The 19,400-nt window shown below is 67.5% G+C and carries 21 protein-coding genes; 16 read left to right on the top strand and 5 right to left on the bottom strand.

The features are described from left to right. The first annotated feature begins 145 nt into the window (after positions 1 to 145). Entirely contained in the window at positions 146 to 1,204 is a 1,059-nt protein-coding gene (locus B5D37_RS08595) for a class I SAM-dependent methyltransferase (protein WP_234987773.1), read from the top strand. Continuing rightward, positions 1,201 to 1,926 carry a pseudouridine synthase gene (locus tag B5D37_RS08590; RefSeq protein WP_078758306.1) on the top strand — a complete coding sequence of 242 codons (726 nt, stop codon included), beginning with the start codon at positions 1,201 to 1,203 and terminating at the stop codon, positions 1,924 to 1,926. The genes B5D37_RS08595 and B5D37_RS08590 overlap by 4 nt, the downstream gene beginning before the upstream one ends. A 184-nt stretch (positions 1,927 to 2,110) precedes the next feature. On the opposite strand, the gene B5D37_RS08585 is transcribed toward B5D37_RS08590, so the two are convergent. Both B5D37_RS08585 and B5D37_RS08580 read right to left on the bottom strand, forming a co-directional pair. Continuing rightward, positions 2,111 to 2,647, bottom strand: a complete 537-nt coding sequence (locus tag B5D37_RS08585; protein WP_078758305.1) for a DUF1415 domain-containing protein — start codon at positions 2,645 to 2,647, stop codon at positions 2,111 to 2,113. Between the two features lie 53 nt (positions 2,648 to 2,700). Continuing rightward, positions 2,701 to 3,183 carry a YajQ family cyclic di-GMP-binding protein gene (locus B5D37_RS08580; RefSeq protein ID WP_078758304.1) on the bottom strand — a complete coding sequence of 161 codons (483 nt, stop codon included), beginning with the start codon at positions 3,181 to 3,183 and terminating at the stop codon, positions 2,701 to 2,703. 174 nt (positions 3,184 to 3,357) lie between these two features. Here B5D37_RS08580 and B5D37_RS08575 point away from each other — a divergent pair, with 174 nt between their 5' ends. After that, the gene (locus B5D37_RS08575) at positions 3,358 to 4,200 is read left to right on the top strand and encodes a DMT family transporter (protein ID WP_078758377.1); all 843 of its coding nucleotides are present in this window, start codon (positions 3,358 to 3,360) and stop codon (positions 4,198 to 4,200) included. Positions 4,201 to 4,209: 9 nt separating this feature from the next. On the opposite strand, the gene B5D37_RS08570 is transcribed toward B5D37_RS08575, so the two are convergent. Beyond that, positions 4,210 to 4,404, bottom strand: coding sequence for a hypothetical protein (locus B5D37_RS08570; RefSeq protein WP_078758303.1), 195 nt, complete (start codon positions 4,402 to 4,404; stop codon positions 4,210 to 4,212). 103 nt (positions 4,405 to 4,507) lie between these two features. Beyond that, complete coding sequence (locus tag B5D37_RS08565; RefSeq protein WP_078758302.1) at positions 4,508 to 5,146, bottom strand: OmpW/AlkL family protein; 639 nt, start codon at positions 5,144 to 5,146, stop codon at positions 4,508 to 4,510. Positions 5,147 to 5,426: 280 nt separating this feature from the next. Between B5D37_RS08565 and B5D37_RS08560 the strand changes: the two genes are divergently transcribed. The 12 genes from B5D37_RS08560 to B5D37_RS08505 all read left to right on the top strand — a co-directional run bounded on the left by B5D37_RS08560 (position 5,427) and on the right by B5D37_RS08505 (position 17,429). After that, entirely contained in the window at positions 5,427 to 6,902 is a 1,476-nt protein-coding gene (locus B5D37_RS08560) for a dihydrolipoyllysine-residue acetyltransferase (protein ID WP_078758376.1), read from the top strand. Between the two features lie 44 nt (positions 6,903 to 6,946). Further along, positions 6,947 to 8,122, top strand: a complete 1,176-nt coding sequence (locus B5D37_RS08555) for a mechanosensitive ion channel family protein (RefSeq protein WP_078758301.1) — start codon at positions 6,947 to 6,949, stop codon at positions 8,120 to 8,122. A gap of 29 nt (positions 8,123 to 8,151) precedes the next feature. Then, complete coding sequence (gene lpdA, locus B5D37_RS08550; protein ID WP_078758300.1) at positions 8,152 to 10,023, top strand: dihydrolipoyl dehydrogenase; 1,872 nt, start codon at positions 8,152 to 8,154, stop codon at positions 10,021 to 10,023. Positions 10,024 to 10,247: 224 nt separating this feature from the next. After that, entirely contained in the window at positions 10,248 to 10,646 is a 399-nt protein-coding gene (locus B5D37_RS08545; RefSeq protein ID WP_234987763.1) for an ATP synthase subunit I, read from the top strand. A gap of 27 nt (positions 10,647 to 10,673) precedes the next feature. Beyond that, positions 10,674 to 11,471 (top strand): F0F1 ATP synthase subunit A, encoded by a 798-nt coding sequence (gene atpB / locus B5D37_RS08540; protein ID WP_078758299.1) that lies wholly within the window; start codon positions 10,674 to 10,676, stop codon positions 11,469 to 11,471. Positions 11,472 to 11,543: 72 nt separating this feature from the next. Next, entirely contained in the window at positions 11,544 to 11,843 is a 300-nt protein-coding gene (atpE, locus tag B5D37_RS08535) for a F0F1 ATP synthase subunit C (RefSeq protein WP_078758298.1), read from the top strand. A gap of 92 nt (positions 11,844 to 11,935) precedes the next feature. Next, entirely contained in the window at positions 11,936 to 12,406 is a 471-nt protein-coding gene (locus B5D37_RS08530) for a F0F1 ATP synthase subunit B (protein ID WP_078758297.1), read from the top strand. Between the two features lies 1 nt (position 12,407). Next, positions 12,408 to 12,935, top strand: a complete 528-nt coding sequence (locus tag B5D37_RS08525) for a F0F1 ATP synthase subunit delta (RefSeq protein ID WP_078758296.1) — start codon at positions 12,408 to 12,410, stop codon at positions 12,933 to 12,935. Between the two features lie 76 nt (positions 12,936 to 13,011). Beyond that, positions 13,012 to 14,577 (top strand): F0F1 ATP synthase subunit alpha, encoded by a 1,566-nt coding sequence (gene atpA / locus B5D37_RS08520; protein WP_078758295.1) that lies wholly within the window; start codon positions 13,012 to 13,014, stop codon positions 14,575 to 14,577. A 13-nt stretch (positions 14,578 to 14,590) separates the two neighbouring features. Continuing rightward, positions 14,591 to 15,454 carry a F0F1 ATP synthase subunit gamma gene (gene atpG, locus B5D37_RS08515; protein WP_078758294.1) on the top strand — a complete coding sequence of 288 codons (864 nt, stop codon included), beginning with the start codon at positions 14,591 to 14,593 and terminating at the stop codon, positions 15,452 to 15,454. Positions 15,455 to 15,552: 98 nt separating this feature from the next. Continuing rightward, positions 15,553 to 16,965: a F0F1 ATP synthase subunit beta gene (atpD, locus tag B5D37_RS08510; RefSeq protein ID WP_078758293.1), complete on the top strand. Its 1,413-nt coding sequence runs from the start codon at positions 15,553 to 15,555 to the stop codon at positions 16,963 to 16,965. A 38-nt stretch (positions 16,966 to 17,003) separates the two neighbouring features. Next, positions 17,004 to 17,429: a F0F1 ATP synthase subunit epsilon gene (locus tag B5D37_RS08505; RefSeq protein ID WP_078758292.1), complete on the top strand. Its 426-nt coding sequence runs from the start codon at positions 17,004 to 17,006 to the stop codon at positions 17,427 to 17,429. A gap of 74 nt (positions 17,430 to 17,503) precedes the next feature. On the opposite strand, the gene B5D37_RS08500 is transcribed toward B5D37_RS08505, so the two are convergent. After that, complete coding sequence (locus tag B5D37_RS08500; protein ID WP_078758291.1) at positions 17,504 to 17,887, bottom strand: GtrA family protein; 384 nt, start codon at positions 17,885 to 17,887, stop codon at positions 17,504 to 17,506. Between the two features lie 101 nt (positions 17,888 to 17,988). On the opposite strand from B5D37_RS08500, the gene glmU reads away from it, so the two are divergent. Beyond that, positions 17,989 to 19,353 (top strand): bifunctional UDP-N-acetylglucosamine diphosphorylase/glucosamine-1-phosphate N-acetyltransferase GlmU, encoded by a 1,365-nt coding sequence (gene glmU / locus B5D37_RS08495; RefSeq protein WP_078758290.1) that lies wholly within the window; start codon positions 17,989 to 17,991, stop codon positions 19,351 to 19,353. The last annotated feature ends 47 nt before the right edge of the window (positions 19,354 to 19,400 follow it).

The following is a 19,400-nucleotide window of genomic DNA, read 5'->3' as shown; positions in this document are numbered from 1 at the left end:
GGGTCGAGCGTGCCGACCCGCGGGTCAGCGACGCGTGCAGGTACCGCTACCGCGGCGGGTCGCCGTTAAACTGGCCGGCCCCGCCTTCTGCCGAGCCACCGTGTCCCGCGACGATCCCGCCCTGGAAACCCTGTTCCTGCCCTTCATGCAGGACAAGCTTGCCTGGCCCGAAACGGGTGGGGCCCTGTTCCTGCGGGCGCGTGAAGGCTGGCCGCTGCACCAGCGCGCGTTCCCGGGGCTGGTCTGCGAGCAGAGCTTCAAGCCCGATGCCGAAGCGCTGGAGCGGGCGGGGCTGCAGGTCGTCGCCACCGAAGGTGAACGGCGCCATCCGCTGGTGCTGGTCCTCCCACCGCGCCAACGCGAAGAGGCGCGGGCGCTGTACGCCCGAGCGGTCGCGCATGCCGGACCGGGTGGCCGCGTGGTCGCGTGCGCCAGCAACAACGAGGGTGCGCGCTCGGCCGAGGAGGACCTGCGCAAGCTCGTGGGGCCGGTGGCGAGCCTGGTCAAGAACAAGTGCCGGGTGTTCTGGTCGGCGCCGCTGCATGGCGACGGCGGTGCGCGGATCGATGAAGAATTGCTGCGGCAGTGGAGCGCGCTGGATGCGCCGCGCAAGATCGAGGGCGGTCGCTTCACCAGCCGCCCGGGCGTGTTTGCGTGGGACCGCATCGATCCGGCCTCCGCATTGCTGGCCGCGCAACTGCCGCCCGGCCTGTCAGGCAGGGCCGCGGACCTTGGCGCCGGCTTCGGCTACCTGTCGATGGAGCTGCTCGAGCGCTGCCCGGGCATCACTGCGCTCGACCTTTATGAAGCCGAGGCTCGCGCGCTGGAGCTGGCGCGGGTCAATCTCACGGGCCATCCGTCCCCGGCGAAACTCGGGTTCCATTGGCACGACGTGACCGGCGGCCTGCCCGGGCGCTATGACGTCATCGTGACCAATCCGCCGTTCCACATCCAGGGCCGTGCCGACCGGCCCGACATCGGCCGCCGCTTCATTGCGGTTGCGGCCGAGGCGCTCAATCCGCGTGGCAGCCTGTGGCTGGTCGCCAACCGCCACCTGCCGTACGAAACGGTGCTCAGCGAAAGCTTCGGCACGGTGCGCACGGTGGCGCAGCAGGACGGTTTCAAGATCATCGAGGCGGTGAAGGCGGCGCCCGCCCGCCCGGCGCCAAAAGCCGAGCGACGCTGGAAGGACGAGCGCCGATGAAGCTGGTCAAACTGATCGCCAACCTCGGCTACGGCAGCCGCAAACAGGTGGCGCTGATGTTCCGCGAGGGCCGCATCACCGATCCGGACGGCGAGGTGCTGTACGCCGACGACAAGGTCGGGCACGACCAGGTCCGGCTCGATGGCGAGCCGCTGGACCCGCCGCCCGGTATGTTGCTGATGCTGCACAAGCCGGTCGGCTACACATGCTCGACCAAGGACCCCGGCCGGATCGTCTACGACCTGCTGCCGCCGCGCTATCGGCTGCGTTCGCCGCTGCTGTCGACGGTCGGGCGGCTGGACCGCGAGACCAGCGGGCTCCTGCTGCTGACCGATGACGGCCAGTTGCTGCACCGCATCGTCTCGCCCAAGTCGCGGCTGGGGAAGGTGTACGAAGCGACGCTGGCTTCCGACCTGCACGGCGGTGAGGCGGCCTTGTTCGCCAGCGGCGAGTTGATGCTCGAATCGGAGAAGAGCCCGTTGGCACCGGCGGCGATGGAGGTGGTGGGGCCGCGGCAGGCGCGGGTTACGTTGACCGAAGGCCGCTACCACCAGGTGCGACGCATGTTCGCCGCCGTCGGCAACCACGTCGAAGCGCTGCACCGCAGCCGCGTCGGCGGGCTGGAGCTGGGCGACCTGCCGGCCGGCGAGTGGCGCATGCTCGACGAGGCGGACGTCGAACGCCTGTTCGCCCGTCCGGAGCCTGAGCTGTCTTCCCCGTAACGGGTGTAGGAGCGGCTTCAGCCGCGATCCGGAGTCGGCGCGAGCGAAACGGTTATCCGATCGCGGCTGAAGCCGCTCCTACAATGCGCAAGCAACCGTAAACACCGGCAGGCATCTGCAACCAGCCGCGTGAGGTCTTGCGAGACACATGGAGCGCGGGCCTCTCTCTTGGGGCACCGACCTCTCACTCCAGCAGCTTCCGGAACCCCTCCGCGCCCAGCTTCTCCAGGGTGGCGATGTTGCGATCCACGATCGCGTCGGGATCCGGGAACGCTTCCACCGCCCGCTCGACGCTTTCCTCGCGCAGCAGGTGCAGCATCGGGTAGGGCGAGCGGTTGGTCAGGTTGCCTGGATCATCCGGATCCGTTCCGGCGAACCGGTAATCGGGATGGAAGCTGGCGACCTGGATCTCGCCCTCCAGCCCAAGCGCGTCCACCGCGGCGTCGGCCTGGTCGAGGAAGTCGTTGTAGTCGAGGAAGTCCTGCAGCACGCGGGGGTGGATCAACAGCGTGGTGTCGACCACTGCCGGATCGGTCTCGTTGAGCCAGTTGAGCTCCCCGGCCAGTTCTTCCAGCAGGGCTTCCGGCGTGGTGGCCTCGCTGAGCACGTAGCGGATCTGGTCCTTGGCCTGCACCGCTTTGGCGAACGGGCACAGGTTCAAACCGATCACCGCGCGCTGCAGCCAGCGGCGGGTGGCGGTGATCGGGTCCGGATTGTCCATGGTCTGTTGCCGCCCGGCGCGGTCAGGCGCGGCCGGCGCAGCCCGGGCTGCGCTCAGTCACGGAAGTTCTCGAACTGCAGCGGGCGCTCGAACTCGGTGCCCTTGAGCAGCGCGATCGCGCCCTGCAGGTCATCGCGCTTCTTGCCGTTCACGCGCAGCTTGTCGCTGTTGATCTGGCTGTCGACCTTGAGCTTGGCCTCCTTCAGCGTGGCCTGGATCTTCTTGGCCAGCTCGCGCTCGATGCCCTGCTTGACCGACACCTTCTGGCGGGCGCCGGCGAGGTTGGTCTCCACGTCCCCGAATTCCAGGCAGCGCACGTCGATGCCACGGGCGATCAGCCGGGCCCGCAGGATGTCGGTCATCTGCTTGAGCTGGAAGTCACTCGGCGCGGACTGCTGGATCACGCCATCCTCGAGCTCGAACTTCGCTTCCACGCCCTTGAAGTCGAAGCGGGTGTCGAGCTCGCGGTTGGCCTGGTCGACCGCATTGGTCAGCTCGTGGTTGTCGACTTCGGAGACGATGTCGAAGGAAGGCATGGGGGGCTCCTTGTGATCAAACGGGGCGATCAATCGGGGAAGGTTAGCGCAACCGGTGCCCCGGCTTCGATCAACGCGTGCCGCGACGGGCCGACGGCTCTATGCTGTCGCACCCCGACGGCCGGCCCCGCCATGACCCCCGTAGCGTCCCGCCAGATGCGCGCCTCCATCACCATGCTGCTGGCCGTGGCCTTCTTCGCCCTGATGGACGCGGGCCTGAAGGAGCTGGCCGGCAGCTATCCGCCGATGCAGGTGGCCGCGTTGCGTGGTGCGGCGTCATTGCCGTTCGTGCTGGCATGGGTGCTGGCCACCAGCGGGTTGCGGCCGCTCCTGAAGGTCCGCTGGTCCTTGCACCTGCTGCGTGGCGGCATCGGCATCGGAATGATGGCGACCTTCGCCTACGCGTTGCAGACGCTGCCGCTGACCACCGCGTATTCAGTCTTCTTCGTTGCGCCGCTGTTGATCACCGCGCTGTCTGTGCCGCTGCTGGGCGAGAAGGTGGGCCCGCGGCGCTGGACCGCTATCGGCATCGGCCTGCTGGGCGTGCTGGTGCTGTTGCGCCCGCGCGGCGACGGGCTGATGAGCTGGGCGGCGTTCGCGGTGCTGCTGGCTGCAGCCGGCTACGCGGTGAGCGCGATCACCGTGCGCATCCTGGCACGCACCGATTCGACCGCATCGATGATGGTGTGGCTGCTGGTGTTCCTCGCCACGGGCGCCGGCGCGCTGGCCTGGCCGTCGTGGGTGCCGATCGCGCCGGGCGACGGCTGGGTGATCATCGGCATCGGCCTGGCCGGGGCGCTGGGACAGTACGCGATCACGGAAGCCTTCCGTACCGGTGAAGCATCACTGCTGGCACCGCTCGAGTACACGGCGCTGGTATGGGGCGTGCTGCTGGACGTCAGCCTGTGGGGCGTGCTGCCCGATTCGATCACCTGGCTCGGCGCGGCGATCATCGTCGCCAGTGGCCTGTACCTGTTGCGGCGTGAACGGGTGCACCTGGAGTCGGAACACCCGTAGCCACGGGTGTCAGTCGCCGAGACTGCCCTGCAGGGCGGCCGCAATGGCCGCGTCGCCGTTCACCAGGTCCTTCCAGCGCAGTTCCTGGCCCTTGCGCCGGCCCTTTTCCACAAGCTTCAGGCCATCCGGATCGATGGTCAGGGTGTAGGCGCGGTCGTCAACGGTGATCTCGCGGCGTACGGGCTTGTCGAGCTTCGTCGTCATGGTGGGCCTCCGGCCTGGGAAGAGCGCACAACCGTAGCGGTGTGCGCCCCTCGGTTCCTGAACAGGGGTGGCAGGCACCTGCCACCCCACGTTGCCGCGGCTGTCAGAACCGGGCGCCCAGTCCGACGCCCAGCACCACCGGACTCTCGTCCATCTCGCCGACCGTCTCGCCGTCCAGCTTCAGGTCGGAATCGCCGTGCAGGTAACGCGCGTCGGCACGCGCGAACCAGCGCGGGCTCAGTTCGACATCGACACCGACGGTCGCCATCGCGCCACTTGCGGTTTCGACACCGACACGCTGGCCCTCGAGCGGGCCGCCGGCCTGGGCGGTTTCGCCGTCGTAGTTGTTCTCGTAGTAGCCCAGGCCCACGAACGGGCGCACCGTCTGCGCGCCGCTGCCGAAGTGGTACTGGCCGCTCAGTGCGTAGGGCTGCGAGTCCACGCTTGCCACCTTGCCGTCGGCGGTGAGGACGCGATGGCCGAACTTGTCTGCGGCACCCCAGGCTTCCACGGCGAAATTGTCGTTGATGTAGTAGCTGGCGCTCAGCGTCGGGGCGCCTTCGCCATCCAGTTCGGCCTCCTGCCCGGCGATGCTGGCGTCGCCGGTCGGCTCGCTGAGTGCATAGCCGCCTACGACGGCGAAGCGGTCGGAGCGGGCATCGCCGTCCTGCGCGGAAGCGACGGCCGGGGCAAGCGCAATGGCGCCCAGCAGGGCGATGTTCAATGGGGTGTGACGCTTCATGGTGTACCTCCAAGTTTCTGTCGACTTGTGTATGGCGCCGCCGGTGTCCGGCTGGCGAGGCACAACCTACGTGGGCCTGGATGAACTCCGATTGCCGTGCGGAACGGGCGTGGATGGAACCTTCACTTCGCTGCGTGATAGCCGCGCCCGGGATTTCGTTCGTACCCGTGCTTAACGCGCGCTGGACCTGCATCCGGAGGCTGTCCGCTGGCGCTGGCAGTTGGCGCGCCACGCCGGCAGCGGCCACAATAAGGGCCTTTCGCGCATGGCGGATCCGAGCATGGCTGAGTTGAAGGAAGCACGTGTCCCCGATATCGGCGGCTATGACGGCGTGCCGGTGATCGAGGTGCTGGTCGCGGTGGGCGATACAGTCACGGCCGACCAGGGGCTGGTCACGCTGGAGTCGGACAAGGCCACCATGGAGGTGCCGGCGCCGTTCGATGGCGTGGTGCGCGAGCTCAAGGTCAAGGTCGGCGACGAGATCGGCGAAGGTGCCGTGGTCGCCATGATCGAGCCTGCGGGCGATGCCGGCGGTGACGCTGCCGGGGACGCCGGCGACGGGGCGAAGCCAGCCAAGGACAATGCCCCGGAAGCATCGAAGAGCGGGTCCGCGCAGCCCGAGGCCCCCGACCGGAAGCAGAAGTCCTCCGAGGGCGCGACCGAGGTCGAGCCCACCAATGTGTCCGAACCCGACAACCTCGCCAAGCGCGAAGCAGCGGCGGCGCGCACCGGGGATGCCGACGCCGGCACCTCCGCCACCACCCAGCGTTCGCCTCCGGTGGCCTTCGATGCCGACGAGCTGCTGCCCGACAAGGTGCCGTACGCGAGTCCCGCGGTGCGCCTGTTCGCGCGGGAGCTCGGGGTCGACCTGCTTCAGGTCGAGGGCAGCCAGCGTGGCGGCCGGATCAGCCGCGAGGACGTGCAGAAGTTCGTCAAGGGTGCATTGCAGCAGGGTGGCGGGCGCGCCGGTGCTTCCTCCGGCGCTGGCGCTGGCGGTGGTGGCGGCCTGGACCTGCTCCCATGGCCGAAGGTCGATTTCGCCAAGTTCGGCCCGGTGGAGAAGCGCGAGCTCTCGCGCATCCAGAAGCTCTCAGGCGCCAACCTCGCCCGCAACTGGGCGATGATCCCGCACGTCACGCAGTTCGAGGATGCGGACATCACCGGCCTGGAGGAGCTGCGGGTGCAGCTCAACCGCGAGAACGAGAAGGCGATCGCCAAAGGCAAGGCGACCAAACTGACCATGCTCGCCTTCCTGATGAAGGCCAGCGTCAGCGCGCTCAAGCAGTTCCCCGATTTCAACGCGTCGTTGGACGCCGACGGGGCGCTGGTGCTCAAGCAGTACTTCCACATCGGTTTTGCCGCCGATACCCCCAATGGCCTGGTGGTGCCGGTGGTGCGCGACTGCGACCGCAAGGGTGTGATGGAGATCGCGGCCGAGACGGCCGAGCTGGCCGGCAAGGCGCGCGAAGGCAAGCTGGGTCCGGCGCAGATGAGTGGTGGCTGCTTCTCGATCAGCTCGCTGGGCGGCATCGGCGGCACCAAGTTCACGCCGATTGTGAACGCGCCGGAGGTGGCGATCCTCGGCGTCTCCCGCGCCGACATGAAGCCGGTGTGGGATGGCAAGAAGTTCCGGCCGCGACTCATCCTTCCGCTGTCGCTGAGCTACGACCACCGCGTGATCGACGGCGCGGCCGCGGCGCGCTTCACCACCTACCTGTCGCAGGCCCTGGCCGACATGCGGCGGGTACTGCTGTGAGCGCGCAGGCAGCCCGCAAGACGGCGTCCTGAGCGGCGGCCCCGATGGCCGGCACCCGAACAGGCGCAACGACACCCGATGGCGTCGCCGATCGGGTGGACGAGGTCGCCCAGCGCGGCTGGGACGGGCTGCAGCCACTGCTGGACCAGCGCATCATCGACATCTCCGGCCTGACCCTCACCGTGGGAGGGCTGGCTGCTGCCGCCATCGCCATATTGCTGGCGCTGGGCATCTCCATTCTCGTGAGGCGGGGGCTGGACCGCTACGGGCGGCGCGAAAACGTCAACCGCCCGGCGCTGTACACCGTGTCCCGGCTGGTCCACTACACGCTGCTGGCGCTGGGCGTGATGTTCGCGCTGGAGCTGGCGGGGGTGCCGATCAGCCGCTTCGCGGTGTTCGCCGGCGCGATCGGCCTCGGCCTCGGCTTTGGCCTGCAGGCCATCTTCAGCAACTTCATCTCCGGCCTGATCCTGCTGTTCGACAAGTCGCTGAAGGTGGGCGACTTCATCGAGCTGGAGGACGACGTGCGCGGCACCGTGCGCGACATCAACATCCGCGCCACCCGCATCACCACCAACGACAACATCGACATCCTGGTGCCGAACTCCGAGTTCGTCACCGGCCGGGTGGTGAACTGGACCCACCGCGACGTGAGGCGCCGGCTGCGCGTGCCGTTCGGCGTGGCCTATGGCGTCGACAAGGAACTGGTCAAGAAGGCGGCGCTGGAGGCGGCGCGGAACGTGCCGTTCACCCTCGCCAACGACGGCCCGTATCGGCCGCAGGTGTGGCTGGTCGGGTTCGGCGACAGCGCGGTGGAATACATCCTGGCGGTCTGGCTGACCGAGGATGCGACGCGACGGAACGCCGCGATCAAGGCGGCGTACCTGTGGGAGCTGGATACGCAGTTGAAGGCGCACTGCATCGAGATCCCGTTCCCGCAGCGCGACCTTCACCTGCGCAGCGTATTCGGCATGTCCGGCAGCGATGCGCTCGAGCTGTTGCGGGGTGGCCGGGGAGCCACCGGAGACACGCGACCGGGGGCGCGGCCTGACCTGGGGGACGCCCCCCGTCCGCCTGAGTTGAGCGCGGCGGAAAAACTCGAACTCAGCGACAACGATGCGAGCCGGGAGACCTCCGAGCCGCCGGTCGGGCAGGACCCCTCCGGCGGACCGGATGATCCGGCGGCGCCCGACACAGACGACCCCCCTGCCGCGCGATGAACGCGCGCGGCCCAAGAGGAGATACAGGCATGGCGAAGATCGAGGTGAAGGTCCCGGACATCGGCGGATACGACGATGTGCCGGTGATCGAGCTGCTGGTGGAGGTCGGCGACACCGTCGCCGTCGACCAGGGGCTGGCCACGCTGGAGTCGGACAAGGCCACGATGGAGGTGCCGTCCAGCACCGCCGGCGTGGTGCGCGAGATCCGGGTCAAGGTCGACGACAAGGTGTCGGAAGGCACCGTCGTCGCGGTCATCGAAGCCGATGGCGGGAAGACCGACGGTGACGACGCGGCCGGCGGGCAAGACAGCGGCGGCAAAGACAAAGCCGGCGCCTCGGGCGACGGCCAAGCCGGCAAGGAGGCGGCATCCAGGTCCGAGGCTGCAGATGGGGCCGCCAAGGGTGAAGAATCTCCCGCCCAGGCGCCGGCCAGGGACGCACCCAAGGCCGCGGCGGCATCGGGCCGCAAGGCCGACGTCGAATGTGCGGTGCTGGTGCTGGGCGCAGGCCCCGGCGGCTACACCGCCGCCTTCCGCGCCGCCGACCTCGGCATGGATACGGTGCTGGTGGAGCGCTATCCCTCGTTGGGCGGCGTGTGCCTCAACGTCGGCTGCATCCCGTCCAAGGCGCTGCTGCATGCGGCGGCAGTGATCGGGGAGGCCAGCCACGCCGGCGATTTCGGTATCGATTTCGGCACACCGAAAATCGACCTCGACAAGCTGCGCGACTACAAGGACAAGGTGGTGGGCCAGCTGACCAAGGGGCTGGTCGGGATGGCCAAGCAGCGCAAGGTCAGGGTCGTCGCCGGTGTCGGCCGTTTCGTTTCGGCCTACGAGCTGCAGGTGGATGACGGCGAGGGCAAGAGCCAACTGGTGCGCTTCGAGCAGTGCATCATCGCCGCCGGTTCGCAGGCGGTGAAGCTCCCCGGCTTCCCGTGGGACGATCCGCGGGTGATGGACTCCACCGATGCGCTGGAATTGGCCGACGTGCCCTCGAAGTTGCTGGTGGTGGGCGGCGGCATCATCGGTCTGGAAATGGCCACGGTGTACCGCGCGCTGGGCAGCGAGGTGACCGTGGTCGAGTTCATGGACCAGCTGATGCCGGGTGCGGACCGTGACCTGGTCAAGCCGCTGGCCGACCGGCTGAAGAAGCAGGGCGTGGCGGTGCACCTGAAGACGAAGGCGGCGAAGGTCGAGGCCCAGAAGAAGGGGCTGAAGGTCGGATTCGAGCCGGCGGAAGAGGGCGGCGAGGCGCCGGAGGCGCAGCTGTACGACCGCGTGCTGGTGGCCGTGGGCCGCTCGCCCAACGGCGGCAAGCTGGATGCCGGCAAGGCGGGCGTCGAAGTCAACGAGCGCGGCTTCATCCCGGTCGACCGTCAGATGCGCACCAGTGCCCGCCACATCTTCGCAATCGGCGACCTGGTGGGTAACCCGATGCTCGCACACAAGGCGACGCACGAGGGCAAGCTGGCCGCCGAGGTCGCCGCGGGAGAGAAGAAGGAATGGGTGGCGCGGGTGATCCCGTCGGTCGCCTACACCGACCCCGAGATCGCCTGGGTCGGCGTCACCGAGGCCGAAGCCAAGGAGAAGGGCCTGGATGTCGGCGTGGGCAAGTTCCCGTGGGCCGCGTCGGGACGCGCGATCGGGATCGGGCGGACGGAGGGCTTCACCAAGCTCCTGTTCGACCGCGCGACGCAGCGCATCATCGGCGGCGGCATCGTCGGCGTGCATGCGGGCGACCTGATCGCCGAAGTCGCACTCGCGATCGAGATGGGCTGCGAGGTCGGCGACATCGGCCATACCATCCATCCGCATCCGACCCTCAGCGAATCGGTGGCGATGGCGGCGGAGGTGTTCGACGGCACCATCACCGATCTCTACATCCCGCGCAGGAAGTCCTGAGGCGGACAAGAAGAAGCCCCGGCTGATCAAGCCGGGGCTCCGATCCCGCCGCCCAAGTGCCTTGACGAGGAGAGAGTGGCGGCGGGGCGCTGCATATGGATTGACCGCGTAGCCGCCACGGGGTTCCCGCATCCGGGACTTCCCTCGGTTGCCGTTCAGCTGCGCGCGCGGTTGCCGTTCCCCGGCACTGCATCTATAATTCCGCGGCTTCATCGGGCGCTTGCATGGCGCCAACCCCCCGGACCGACGAGCTTAGCGTGCACAATCCCTTGTCCGCAGGCCGCCGGCTGGCGTCGCGCGCGGTTGCCTGGCAGGCGGGCGCGACAGCGCTGGTCGCGCTGGCCCTCCTCGCCTTCGGCGTGCCGCATGCGCTCGGGGCATTGGTGGGTGGTGGCGCGGTCGCCGCGGGAGGTTGGCTGTCACGGGCGATCTCGCTCGGCGGTGGCATCGCTCCGGCAGGCGGCGCGCTGGCGCGGCTGCTGGCAGGCGCCATGCTGAAGTGGGTGCTGGTGTTCGGCGTACTCGCGCTGGGCATCGGTCTCGGCGGCTTCCCGCCGCTGGCGGTGCTGGCGGGCGTGCTGGTCGCGCTCGTGGTCCAGGTGCTGGCGATGGCCAGCCAGTAGCTTTCACGCAGGCAGGATTTCATAGAAATGGCGGACGCGGAACTCACTCCCACCGGCTACATCCAGCACCACCTGCAGAACCTGACCGTGCAGGTCGGCGAAGGCGGCGGTTTCTGGACGCTCAACCTCGACACGTTGCTCACCGCGGTGCTGATGGGCCTGTTGATGGTGGTGCTGTTCTGGCTGGCAACGCGCAACGCGACCGCGGGCGTTCCCGGCAAGTGGCAGGCGTTCGTGGAGATCTGCCTGGAGTTCGTCGACCAGCAGGCACGCGACACCTATCGCGGCCCCAGCAAGCTGGTGACGCCGATCGCGATCACCCTGTTTTTCTGGATCCTCCTGATGAACCTCATCAAGATGATCCCGGCCGATTTCATCGCCAAGCCGCTCGAACTGCTGGGCGTGCACTACTGGAAGCCGGTGCCCACCGCGGACGTGAACGCGACCCTGGGCATGTCGATCAGCGTGTTCTTCCTGATGCTGTTCTTCGCGATCAAGTCGCAGGGGCTCGGCGGCTTCAGCAAGGGCTTCCTGACCGCCCCGTTCGGCAAGTGGATGATGCCGTTCAACCTCATCCTCAACATCGTCGAGTGGGTCAGCAAGCCGGTTTCGCTGGCCATGCGACTGTTCGGCAACATGTTCGGCGGCGAGATCGTGTTCCTGCTGATCTGGGTGCTTGGTGGTGCCGGCATCCTCGGCATGCTGGGTGGCGCGGCGTTCGGCTTCGGCTGGATGATCTTCCACCTCCTGGTGATTCCGCTGCAGGCCTTCATCTTCATGATGCTGTCGATCGTCTACCTGAGCCTGTCGGAAGACGCGCACTGATTTTCCGCTTCACCCTTTGATCCAACCCTTCACCCTTCGTACAACCCTCAAGCACACCGCTCGGAGAAAACCATGGAAACCATCCTCGCCACCCTCGCCCAGGTCCAGGCATCGACCGCTCTCGGTATCGGCATCATGATCGGCCTGGCCGCACTCGGCGCGGGCCTCGGCCTGGCCCTGATGTCCGGCAAGTTCCTCGAGTCGGCTGCCCGCCAGCCGGAGCTGATCCCGGTGCTGCAGGTCCGCATGTTCATCACCGCCGGCCTGATCGACGCCGCGTTCATCATCTCGGTCGCCGTCGGCCTGCTGTTCGCGTTCGCCAGCCCGTTCATCGGTCCGTGGACCGAGCAGCTGGCCCGCCTCGCCGGCTGATTGCGCGTGCACTCCGGCCGGGCCCCCGGGTCCCGGCCGGTGATGTCCGGGGCATCCTTGTCCATCTCACGCGAAAGGCATAGCGAAAGCCGATGAACATCAATTTGACTCTTATCGCCCAGGCGTTGGCGTTCGCAGCGCTGATCTGGCTGATCGCCACCTATATCTGGCCGCCGTTGCTGCGCGCCATCGAGGAGCGCCAGCAGAAGATCGCCGAGGGCCTGGCCGCCGCCGAGCGCAGCCAGATGGACCTCGCCAAGGCGCAGGACCAGGTCGACGCAGCGATGCGCGAGGCGCGGTCGAAGGCCAACGAAGTGATCGACCAGGCGCACCACCGTGCCAACCAGATCATCGAGCAGGCCAAGAACGACGCGGTCGCCGAAGCCAACCGGCAGAAGGAAATCGCCCAGGCCGAGATCGACGCCGCAGCCAACCGCGCACGCGAGGACCTGCGTCGCCAGGTCTCCACGCTCGCCGTGGCCGGTGCCGAGAAGCTGCTGAAGCGCGAGATCGACGCGAACGCCCACAAGGCGCTGCTGGACGAACTGGCGGCCGAGATCTGACATGAGCGAAGCCCTGACCCTCGCCCGCCCGTACGCCCGTGCCGCCTTCGCCGTTGCGCGCGACAGCGGCAACGGTGCTGCCTGGTCGCAGGCGCTGGCATTCGCCGCGCGCCTGGCGGCCGATCCGCAGGTGCATGCGGTGATGTCCAACCCGCGCCTGCGCGAGCAGGACGCGGTGACCCTGCTGGTCGCCGACGGTGCCAGCGAGGAGTTCAAGCGCTTCATCGCCATGCTGGCCGAGAACGGCCGGCTGGTGCTGCTGCCGGAGATCACCGCTCTGTACGAGCAGTTGCGTGCCGAATCCGAGCAGGTCGTGATGGCCCGGATCACGTCGGCGAGCGCACTGCCTGCCGATGAACTCGAGAACCTGGTGGCGGCGCTGAGGAAGCGTTTCGGCCGCGAGGTGAAGGTCGAGACGGCGGTGGACGAATCCTTGATCGGTGGCGCGGTGATCGACGCCGGCGATGTCGTGATCGATGGCTCGCTGCGCAGCAAGCTCCAACGCCTGCAGTCGGTGCTCGCAAACTAACTGGTACTCACAGGGTGGGCTTCGGCCCGCCGAACGTGATTGGCAGGCCCAGGCCCGCCCAACATTGGAAACGAAGATGGCAACCACGCAGCTCAATCCGTCCGAAATCAGCGAACTGATCAAGACCCGCATCGAGAAGGTCGGCCTCTCGGCCGAAGCCCGCAACGAGGGCACGGTGACATCGGTCGCCGATGGCATCGTGCGCATCCACGGCGTTGCCGACGTGATGCAGGGCGAAATGATCGAGCTGCCGACCGCACCCAACGGCATGCCGACCTACGCGCTGGCGCTGAACCTGGAGCGTGACTCCGTCGGCGCCGTGGTCCTGGGTGACTACGAGCACCTGCGCGAGGGCGACGTCGCCCGCACCACCGGCCGCATTCTGGAAGTGCCGATCGGCCCCGAGCTGCTCGGTCGCGTCGTCAACGCGCTGGGCGAGCCGATCGACGGCAAGGGCCCGATCGAGACCAAGCTCACCGCGCCGGTCGAGCGCGTGGCCCCGGGCGTGATCTGGCGCAAGTCGGTCGACCAGCCGGTGCAGACCGGCTACAAGACCGTCGACTCGATGATTCCGATCGGCCGCGGCCAGCGCGAGCTGGTCATCGGCGACCGCCAGACCGGCAAGACCGCGCTGGCCATCGATGCGGTGATCAACCAGAAGGGCAGCGGCATCAAGTGCGTCTACGTGGCGATCGGCCAGAAGGCCTCGACCGTCGCCAACATCGTGCGCAAGCTCGAGCAGAATGGCGCGATGGCGCACACCATCGTGGTCGCCGCGACCGCTTCCGAGTCGGCCGCGATGCAGTACATCAGCGCCTACTCCGGCTGCACCATGGGCGAGTACTTCATGGATCGCGGCCAGGACGCGCTGATCGTGTACGACGACCTGTCCAAGCAGGCCGTGGCGTACCGCCAGATCTCGCTGTTGCTCAAGCGCCCGCCGGGCCGCGAAGCCTACCCGGGCGACGTGTTCTACCTGCACAGCCGCCTGCTCGAGCGCGCCGCGCGCGTGTCCGAGGACTACGTCGAGAAGTTCACCAACGGCGAGGTCAAGGGCCAGACCGGTTCGCTGACCGCGCTGCCGATCATCGAGACCCAGGCCGGCGACGTGTCCGCGTTCGTGCCGACCAACGTGATCTCGATCACCGACGGCCAGATCTTCCTGGAAACCGACCTGTTCAACGCCGGCATCCGCCCGGCCGTGAACGCCGGCATCTCGGTGTCGCGCGTCGGTGGCTCGGCCCAGACCAAGATCATCAAGAAGCTGTCGGGCGGCATCCGTATCTCGCTCGCCCAGTACCGCGAGCTGGCTGCGTTCGCGCAGTTCGCCTCCGACCTGGACGAAGCCACCCGCAAGCAGCTCGAGCGCGGCCAGCGCGTCACCGAGCTGATGAAGCAGAAGCAGTACGCCCCGATGTCCATCGCCGACCAGGCGCTGTCGATCTACGCGGTCAACGAGGGTTACCTCGACGACGTCGCGGTCAGCAAGATCGGCGCGTTCGAGGAGGGCCTGCACGCCCACTTCGCCAACACGCAGGGCGAGCTGATCGGCAAGATCAACGCCAGCGGCGCGTGGAACGACGAGATCGAGGCCGCGTTCAAGAAGGGCATCGAAGAGTTCAAGCAGACCGGCACCTGGTAAGGCGGGAAAGACGATGGCAGGCGGACGTGAAATCAAAACCAAGATCAAGAGCGTGCAGAACACCCGCAAGGTGACGCGCGCGCTCGAGATGGTCTCGGCCTCCAAGATCCGCAAGGCACAGGAGCGGATGAAGGTTTCGCGCCCGTATGCGCGGGTGATGAAGCAGGTGATCGGGCACCTGGCCCAGGCCAACACCGATTACCAGCACCCGTACATGACCGAGCGCAAGGATCCGAAGCGGGTCGCCTACGTCATCGTCTCATCCGACCGCGGCCTGGCCGGCGGGCTGAACAACAACATGTTCCGCAAGCTGCTCGGCGAGATCCGCAACTGGAACGACCAGGGCGTCGAGGTCGACGTGGTCACCATCGGCCAGAAGGCCTCGGTGTTCTTCCGCCGGATCAAGGTCAACATGCTGGCCTCGGTGAGCCACCTCGGTGACCAGCCGAAGCTGGAGCAGCTGATCGGCGTGATCAAGGTGGTGCTGGACGGGTACACCGACGGCAACATCGACCGCGTCTTCATCTGCTACAACGACTTCGTCAACACGATGACGCAGCGGGCTACCTTCGACCAGCTGCTGCCGTTGCCGCCGGCCGACGCGCCGATGTCGCGGCACGACTGGGACTACATCTACGAACCCGATGCCGAGACGGTGCTGGACCACATCCTGACCCGCTACATCGAGTCGCTGGTGTACCAGGCGGTGCTGGAGAACGTGGCTTCCGAACATGCCGCGCGCATGGTGGCGATGAAGTCCGCGTCCGACAATGCCAACAAGCTGATCGACACCCTGCAGCTGGTCTACAACAAGGCCCGGCAGGCGGCGATCACGCAGGAAATCTCCGAGATCGTCGGCGGCGCCGCGGCGGTCTGACCCCTATCCCTGTAGGAGCGACGTTGGTCGCGACCCTACCGTCGCGACTCACGTCGCTCCTACAAAAAAGCAGCATTCAAGAGTCCGAGGAAACAACGATGAGCAACCAGGGCAAGATCGTCCAGATCATCGGCGCCGTCGTCGACGTGGAGTTCGACCGCGAGTCGGTGCCCCGCGTCTATGACGCACTGAAGGTCGACAACACCGAGATCACGCTGGAAGTGCAGCAGCAGCTGGGCGACGGCGTGGTCCGGGCCATCGCCCTGGGTTCCACCGATGGCCTGAAGCGCAACCTGGTGGCGACCAACACTGGCAAGGGCATCTCGGTGCCGGTCGGCATGGGCACGCTGGGCCGCATCATGGACGTGCTGGGCCGCCCGATCGACGAGGCCGGCACGGTCGACGCCAGCGCCGAGTGGGAGATCCACCGCGACGCCCCGAGCTACGAAGAGCAGGCCGCTACGAGCGAGCTGCTGGAAACCGGCATCAAGGTCATCGACCTGATGTGCCCGTTCGCCAAGGGCGGCAAGGTCGGCCTGTTCGGCGGCGCCGGCGTCGGCAAGACCGTCAACATGATGGAGCTCATCAACAACATCGCCAAGGCGCACGAAGGCCTGTCGGTGTTCGCCGGCGTCGGTGAGCGTACCCGCGAGGGCAACGACTTCTACCACGAGATGAAGGACTCCAACGTCCTCGACAAGGTGGCGATGGTCTACGGCCAGATGAATGAGCCGCCGGGCAACCGCCTGCGCGTCGCCCTGACCGGCCTGACCATGGCCGAGTACTTCCGCGACGAGAAGGACGAGCAGGGCAAGGGCCGCGACGTGCTGTTCTTCGTAGACAACATCTACCGCTACACCCTGGCCGGTACCGAGGTGTCCGCGCTGCTCGGCCGCATGCCGTCGGCGGTGGGCTACCAGCCGACCCTGGCCGAGGAAATGGGCGTCCTGCAGGAGCGCATCACCTCCACCAAGACCGGCTCGATCACCTCGATCCAGGCCGTCTACGTGCCCGCGGACGACCTGACCGACCCATCGCCGGCGACCACCTTCGCCCACCTCGACGCCACCGTCGTGCTGTCGCGAAACATCGCCTCGCTGGGTATCTACCCGGCCGTGGATCCGCTGGATTCGACCTCGCGCCAGCTCGACCCGAACGTGATCGGCAACGAGCACTACGACGTCGCGCGCAAGGTGCAGTCGACCCTGCAGAAGTACAAGGAGCTCAAGGACATCATCGCCATCCTGGGCATGGACGAGCTGTCGGAAGAGGACAAGCAGGCCGTGTCGCGCGCCCGCAAGATCGAGCGCTTCTTCAGCCAGCCGTTCCACGTCGCCGAGGTGTTCACCGGCTCGCCGGGCAAGTACGTCTCGCTGAAGGACACCATCCGCGGCTTCAAGGGCATCGTGGAAGGCGAGTACGACCACCTGCCGGAGCAGGCCTTCTACATGGTCGGCACCATCGACGAGGCGGTCGAGAAGGGCAAGAAGATCACCGGCGAGACCGCCTGATCCTCTCCTGACGGCCCGGCTTCAAGGAAACCATATCCATGGCTAGCACTTTCCGTTGCGACATCGTCAGTGCCGAGGAAGAGATCTTCCACGGCGACGCCGAACTGCTGGTCGCCACCGGCGAGATCGGCGAACTCGGCATCGCGCCGAAGCACGCACCGCTGATCACACGCCTCAAGCCGGGCAAGGTCGTGGTGACCCTGCCGGGCGGCGAAACGCTCGACTTCGCCGTCAGCGGCGGCATCCTGGAGGTGCAGCCGCAGGTGGTGACGGTGCTGGCCGACACCGCGATCCGCGCACAGGACATCGACGAGGCCGCCGTGCGTGCCGCCAAGGAAGAGGCCGAGCGCGTGCTGGCGCGGCGCTCGGAGCCGATGGAGATTGCCGAGGCGCAGGCCCGGATGGCCGAGGTCATGGCGCAGCTGCAGGCGCTCGAGCGTTTGCGCAAGAACGTCAAGCACTGACTACGGGGATCATCCGGTCCCAGCGAAAACGCCGGCCCAGTGCCGGCGTTTTTCTTTGGGTTCCTGCGCCACCTTCAGCGGCGGTAGATCCAGTGTCGCGACACCAGGAAGCCCAGGAGCCCCAGCCCGACCTCGACCAGTGGTTTGGCCAGCCATGCCCACTTCAACCCGAGGTAGTCGTCGATGCCACCTACCAGCACCGTGCTCAGGAAGGTGGTGGTCAGCCACAGCACGAGGAAGCGCATGAACTGGACGCGGCCCACGGCCGTGTCACTCCCGGCGAAGGTGATCCGGCCGTTGAGCCAGAAACCCAGCACGGCACCGCAGATCCGCCCGACCACGTTGGCCTGTCGCACCGGCAGCCCGAGATGGCTCAACCCCACCATCACGCCCCAGTCGAGCAGCCACTGGATCGCGCCAAACAGCAGGTAGTGCCGGCCCTGCCGGGTCAGGCTCACCGATGGCCCCGCATGGTGGGTCGTCTATTCAGCACCGCGGCATCCTAACAGGCGCGGCGCCGCTAGAATCACCTCTGCAAATCCACAGGTACGGAGCATCCATGGTCGCCCCCCTGCACGTCATCATCCTGGCCGCCGGCGAGGGCAAGCGCATGAAGTCCTCGATCCCGAAGGTGCTTCAGAAGATCGCCGGCAGGCCGATGCTCGCCCACGTCATCGCCACCGCCCGCGCCCTGGATCCCGGTGGCATCCACGTGGTCTATGGCCATGGCGGCGACGAAGTCCGCGACGCGTTGGCGGGTGAGGCCGACCTGCACTGGTCGGAACAGACAGTGCGCCTCGGCACCGGCCATGCCGTACAGCAGGCAATGCCGGAAGTGCCGCAGGACGCACGCGTGCTGATCCTCTACGGCGATGTCCCGTTGATCACCGCCACGACCTTGCGCCGGCTGCTGGACGCGCCGGGCCGCCTGGCGGTGCTGGTCGCCGACCTAGACAACCCCACAGGCTACGGCCGCATCGTGCGTGATGCCGAGGGCAACGTCGCACGGGTCGTCGAGCAGAAGGACGCCTCCGAGGAAGAGCTGGAGATCCGCACCGTCAACACCGGCATCCTCGTCGCCGATGGCGAACCGCTGCGCCGCTGGCTCAACCACCTCGGCAACGACAACGCCCAGGGCGAGTATTACCTCACCGACGTGTTCGCTTCGGCCGCGGCGGAGTTCAGCGCCGCCGAAATGGTGCATGTGCATGACGCGCTGGAAGTGGAGGGTGCGAACGATCCGTGGCAGCTCGCGCAACTGGAGCGCGGGTTCCAGCGTCGTGCGGCACGCACGCTGTGCACTGCAGGTGCCCGTCTGGCGGATCCGGCGCGCGTCGACGTACGCGGTGAAGTGACGGTGGGACAGGATGTCGAGATCGACGTCGACGTGGTATTCGAGGGCCGGGTGGAGCTGGCCGACGGCGTCCGTATCGGGCCTTTCTGCCGGATCCGCGACGCGAAGCTGGGCCCCGGCACCGAAGTACGCGCGCACTGCGACCTCGATGGAGTCGTGGTGGAAGGTGCGGCGACGATCGGGCCGTTCGCGCGCGTGCGTCCGGGTACGGTGCTGGCCGACGGCGCCCACATCGGCAACTTCGTGGAAACCAAGAATGCCAAGATCGGCGTCAGCAGCAAGGCCAACCACCTCACCTACCTCGGCGACGCGATGGTCGGCGTCGGGGTGAATATCGGTGCCGGCACCATCACCTGCAACTACGACGGCGCCAACAAGTCGACCACGCGGATCGAGGATGGCGCGTTCATCGGCTCCAACAGCTCGCTGGTGGCGCCGGTGACGATCGGCAAGGGCGCGACCATCGCCGCCGGCTCGGTCATCACCCGCGATGCGCCGGACGACCGGCTGAGCATGGCGCGCTCGCGCCAGACGGTGATCGAAGGCTGGCAGCGGCCCACGAAGAAGTAGGGCGGGTCACCGTTCCGGCTGCGACGCTGGCGACCCTGTAGGAGCGG

This window comes from Lysobacter spongiicola DSM 21749 (genome assembly GCF_900167055.1).
Classification (GTDB): Bacteria; Pseudomonadota; Gammaproteobacteria; order Xanthomonadales; family Xanthomonadaceae; genus Novilysobacter; species Novilysobacter spongiicola.
This window is presented reverse-complemented; position numbering and strand designations above follow the sequence as displayed.

What these genes read in the sequence shown, in the direction of transcription:
- B5D37_RS08570 (WP_078758303.1), bottom strand. Translation starts at nt 4,404, where the DNA reads ATGACGACGAAGCTCGACAAGCCCGTACGCCGCGAGATCACCGTTGAC.
- atpE (WP_078758298.1), top strand. Translation starts at nt 11,544, where the DNA reads ATGGAAACCATCCTCGCCACCCTCGCCCAGGTCCAGGCATCGACCGCT.
- atpA (WP_078758295.1), top strand. Translation starts at nt 13,012, where the DNA reads ATGGCAACCACGCAGCTCAATCCGTCCGAAATCAGCGAACTGATCAAG.
- B5D37_RS08590 (WP_078758306.1), top strand. Translation starts at nt 1,201, where the DNA reads ATGAAGCTGGTCAAACTGATCGCCAACCTCGGCTACGGCAGCCGCAAA.
- B5D37_RS08525 (WP_078758296.1), top strand. Translation starts at nt 12,408, where the DNA reads ATGAGCGAAGCCCTGACCCTCGCCCGCCCGTACGCCCGTGCCGCCTTC.
- B5D37_RS08545 (WP_234987763.1), top strand. Translation starts at nt 10,248, where the DNA reads ATGGCGCCAACCCCCCGGACCGACGAGCTTAGCGTGCACAATCCCTTG.
- B5D37_RS08595 (WP_234987773.1), top strand. Translation starts at nt 146, where the DNA reads ATGCAGGACAAGCTTGCCTGGCCCGAAACGGGTGGGGCCCTGTTCCTG.
- B5D37_RS08505 (WP_078758292.1), top strand. Translation starts at nt 17,004, where the DNA reads ATGGCTAGCACTTTCCGTTGCGACATCGTCAGTGCCGAGGAAGAGATC.
- B5D37_RS08565 (WP_078758302.1), bottom strand. Translation starts at nt 5,146, where the DNA reads ATGAAGCGTCACACCCCATTGAACATCGCCCTGCTGGGCGCCATTGCG.
- B5D37_RS08575 (WP_078758377.1), top strand. Translation starts at nt 3,358, where the DNA reads ATGCTGCTGGCCGTGGCCTTCTTCGCCCTGATGGACGCGGGCCTGAAG.
- glmU (WP_078758290.1), top strand. Translation starts at nt 17,989, where the DNA reads ATGGTCGCCCCCCTGCACGTCATCATCCTGGCCGCCGGCGAGGGCAAG.
- B5D37_RS08530 (WP_078758297.1), top strand. Translation starts at nt 11,936, where the DNA reads ATGAACATCAATTTGACTCTTATCGCCCAGGCGTTGGCGTTCGCAGCG.
- B5D37_RS08585 (WP_078758305.1), bottom strand. Translation starts at nt 2,647, where the DNA reads ATGGACAATCCGGACCCGATCACCGCCACCCGCCGCTGGCTGCAGCGC.
- atpG (WP_078758294.1), top strand. Translation starts at nt 14,591, where the DNA reads ATGGCAGGCGGACGTGAAATCAAAACCAAGATCAAGAGCGTGCAGAAC.
- atpD (WP_078758293.1), top strand. Translation starts at nt 15,553, where the DNA reads ATGAGCAACCAGGGCAAGATCGTCCAGATCATCGGCGCCGTCGTCGAC.
- B5D37_RS08560 (WP_078758376.1), top strand. Translation starts at nt 5,427, where the DNA reads ATGGCTGAGTTGAAGGAAGCACGTGTCCCCGATATCGGCGGCTATGAC.
- atpB (WP_078758299.1), top strand. Translation starts at nt 10,674, where the DNA reads ATGGCGGACGCGGAACTCACTCCCACCGGCTACATCCAGCACCACCTG.
- B5D37_RS08580 (WP_078758304.1), bottom strand. Translation starts at nt 3,183, where the DNA reads ATGCCTTCCTTCGACATCGTCTCCGAAGTCGACAACCACGAGCTGACC.
- B5D37_RS08555 (WP_078758301.1), top strand. Translation starts at nt 6,947, where the DNA reads ATGGCCGGCACCCGAACAGGCGCAACGACACCCGATGGCGTCGCCGAT.
- lpdA (WP_078758300.1), top strand. Translation starts at nt 8,152, where the DNA reads ATGGCGAAGATCGAGGTGAAGGTCCCGGACATCGGCGGATACGACGAT.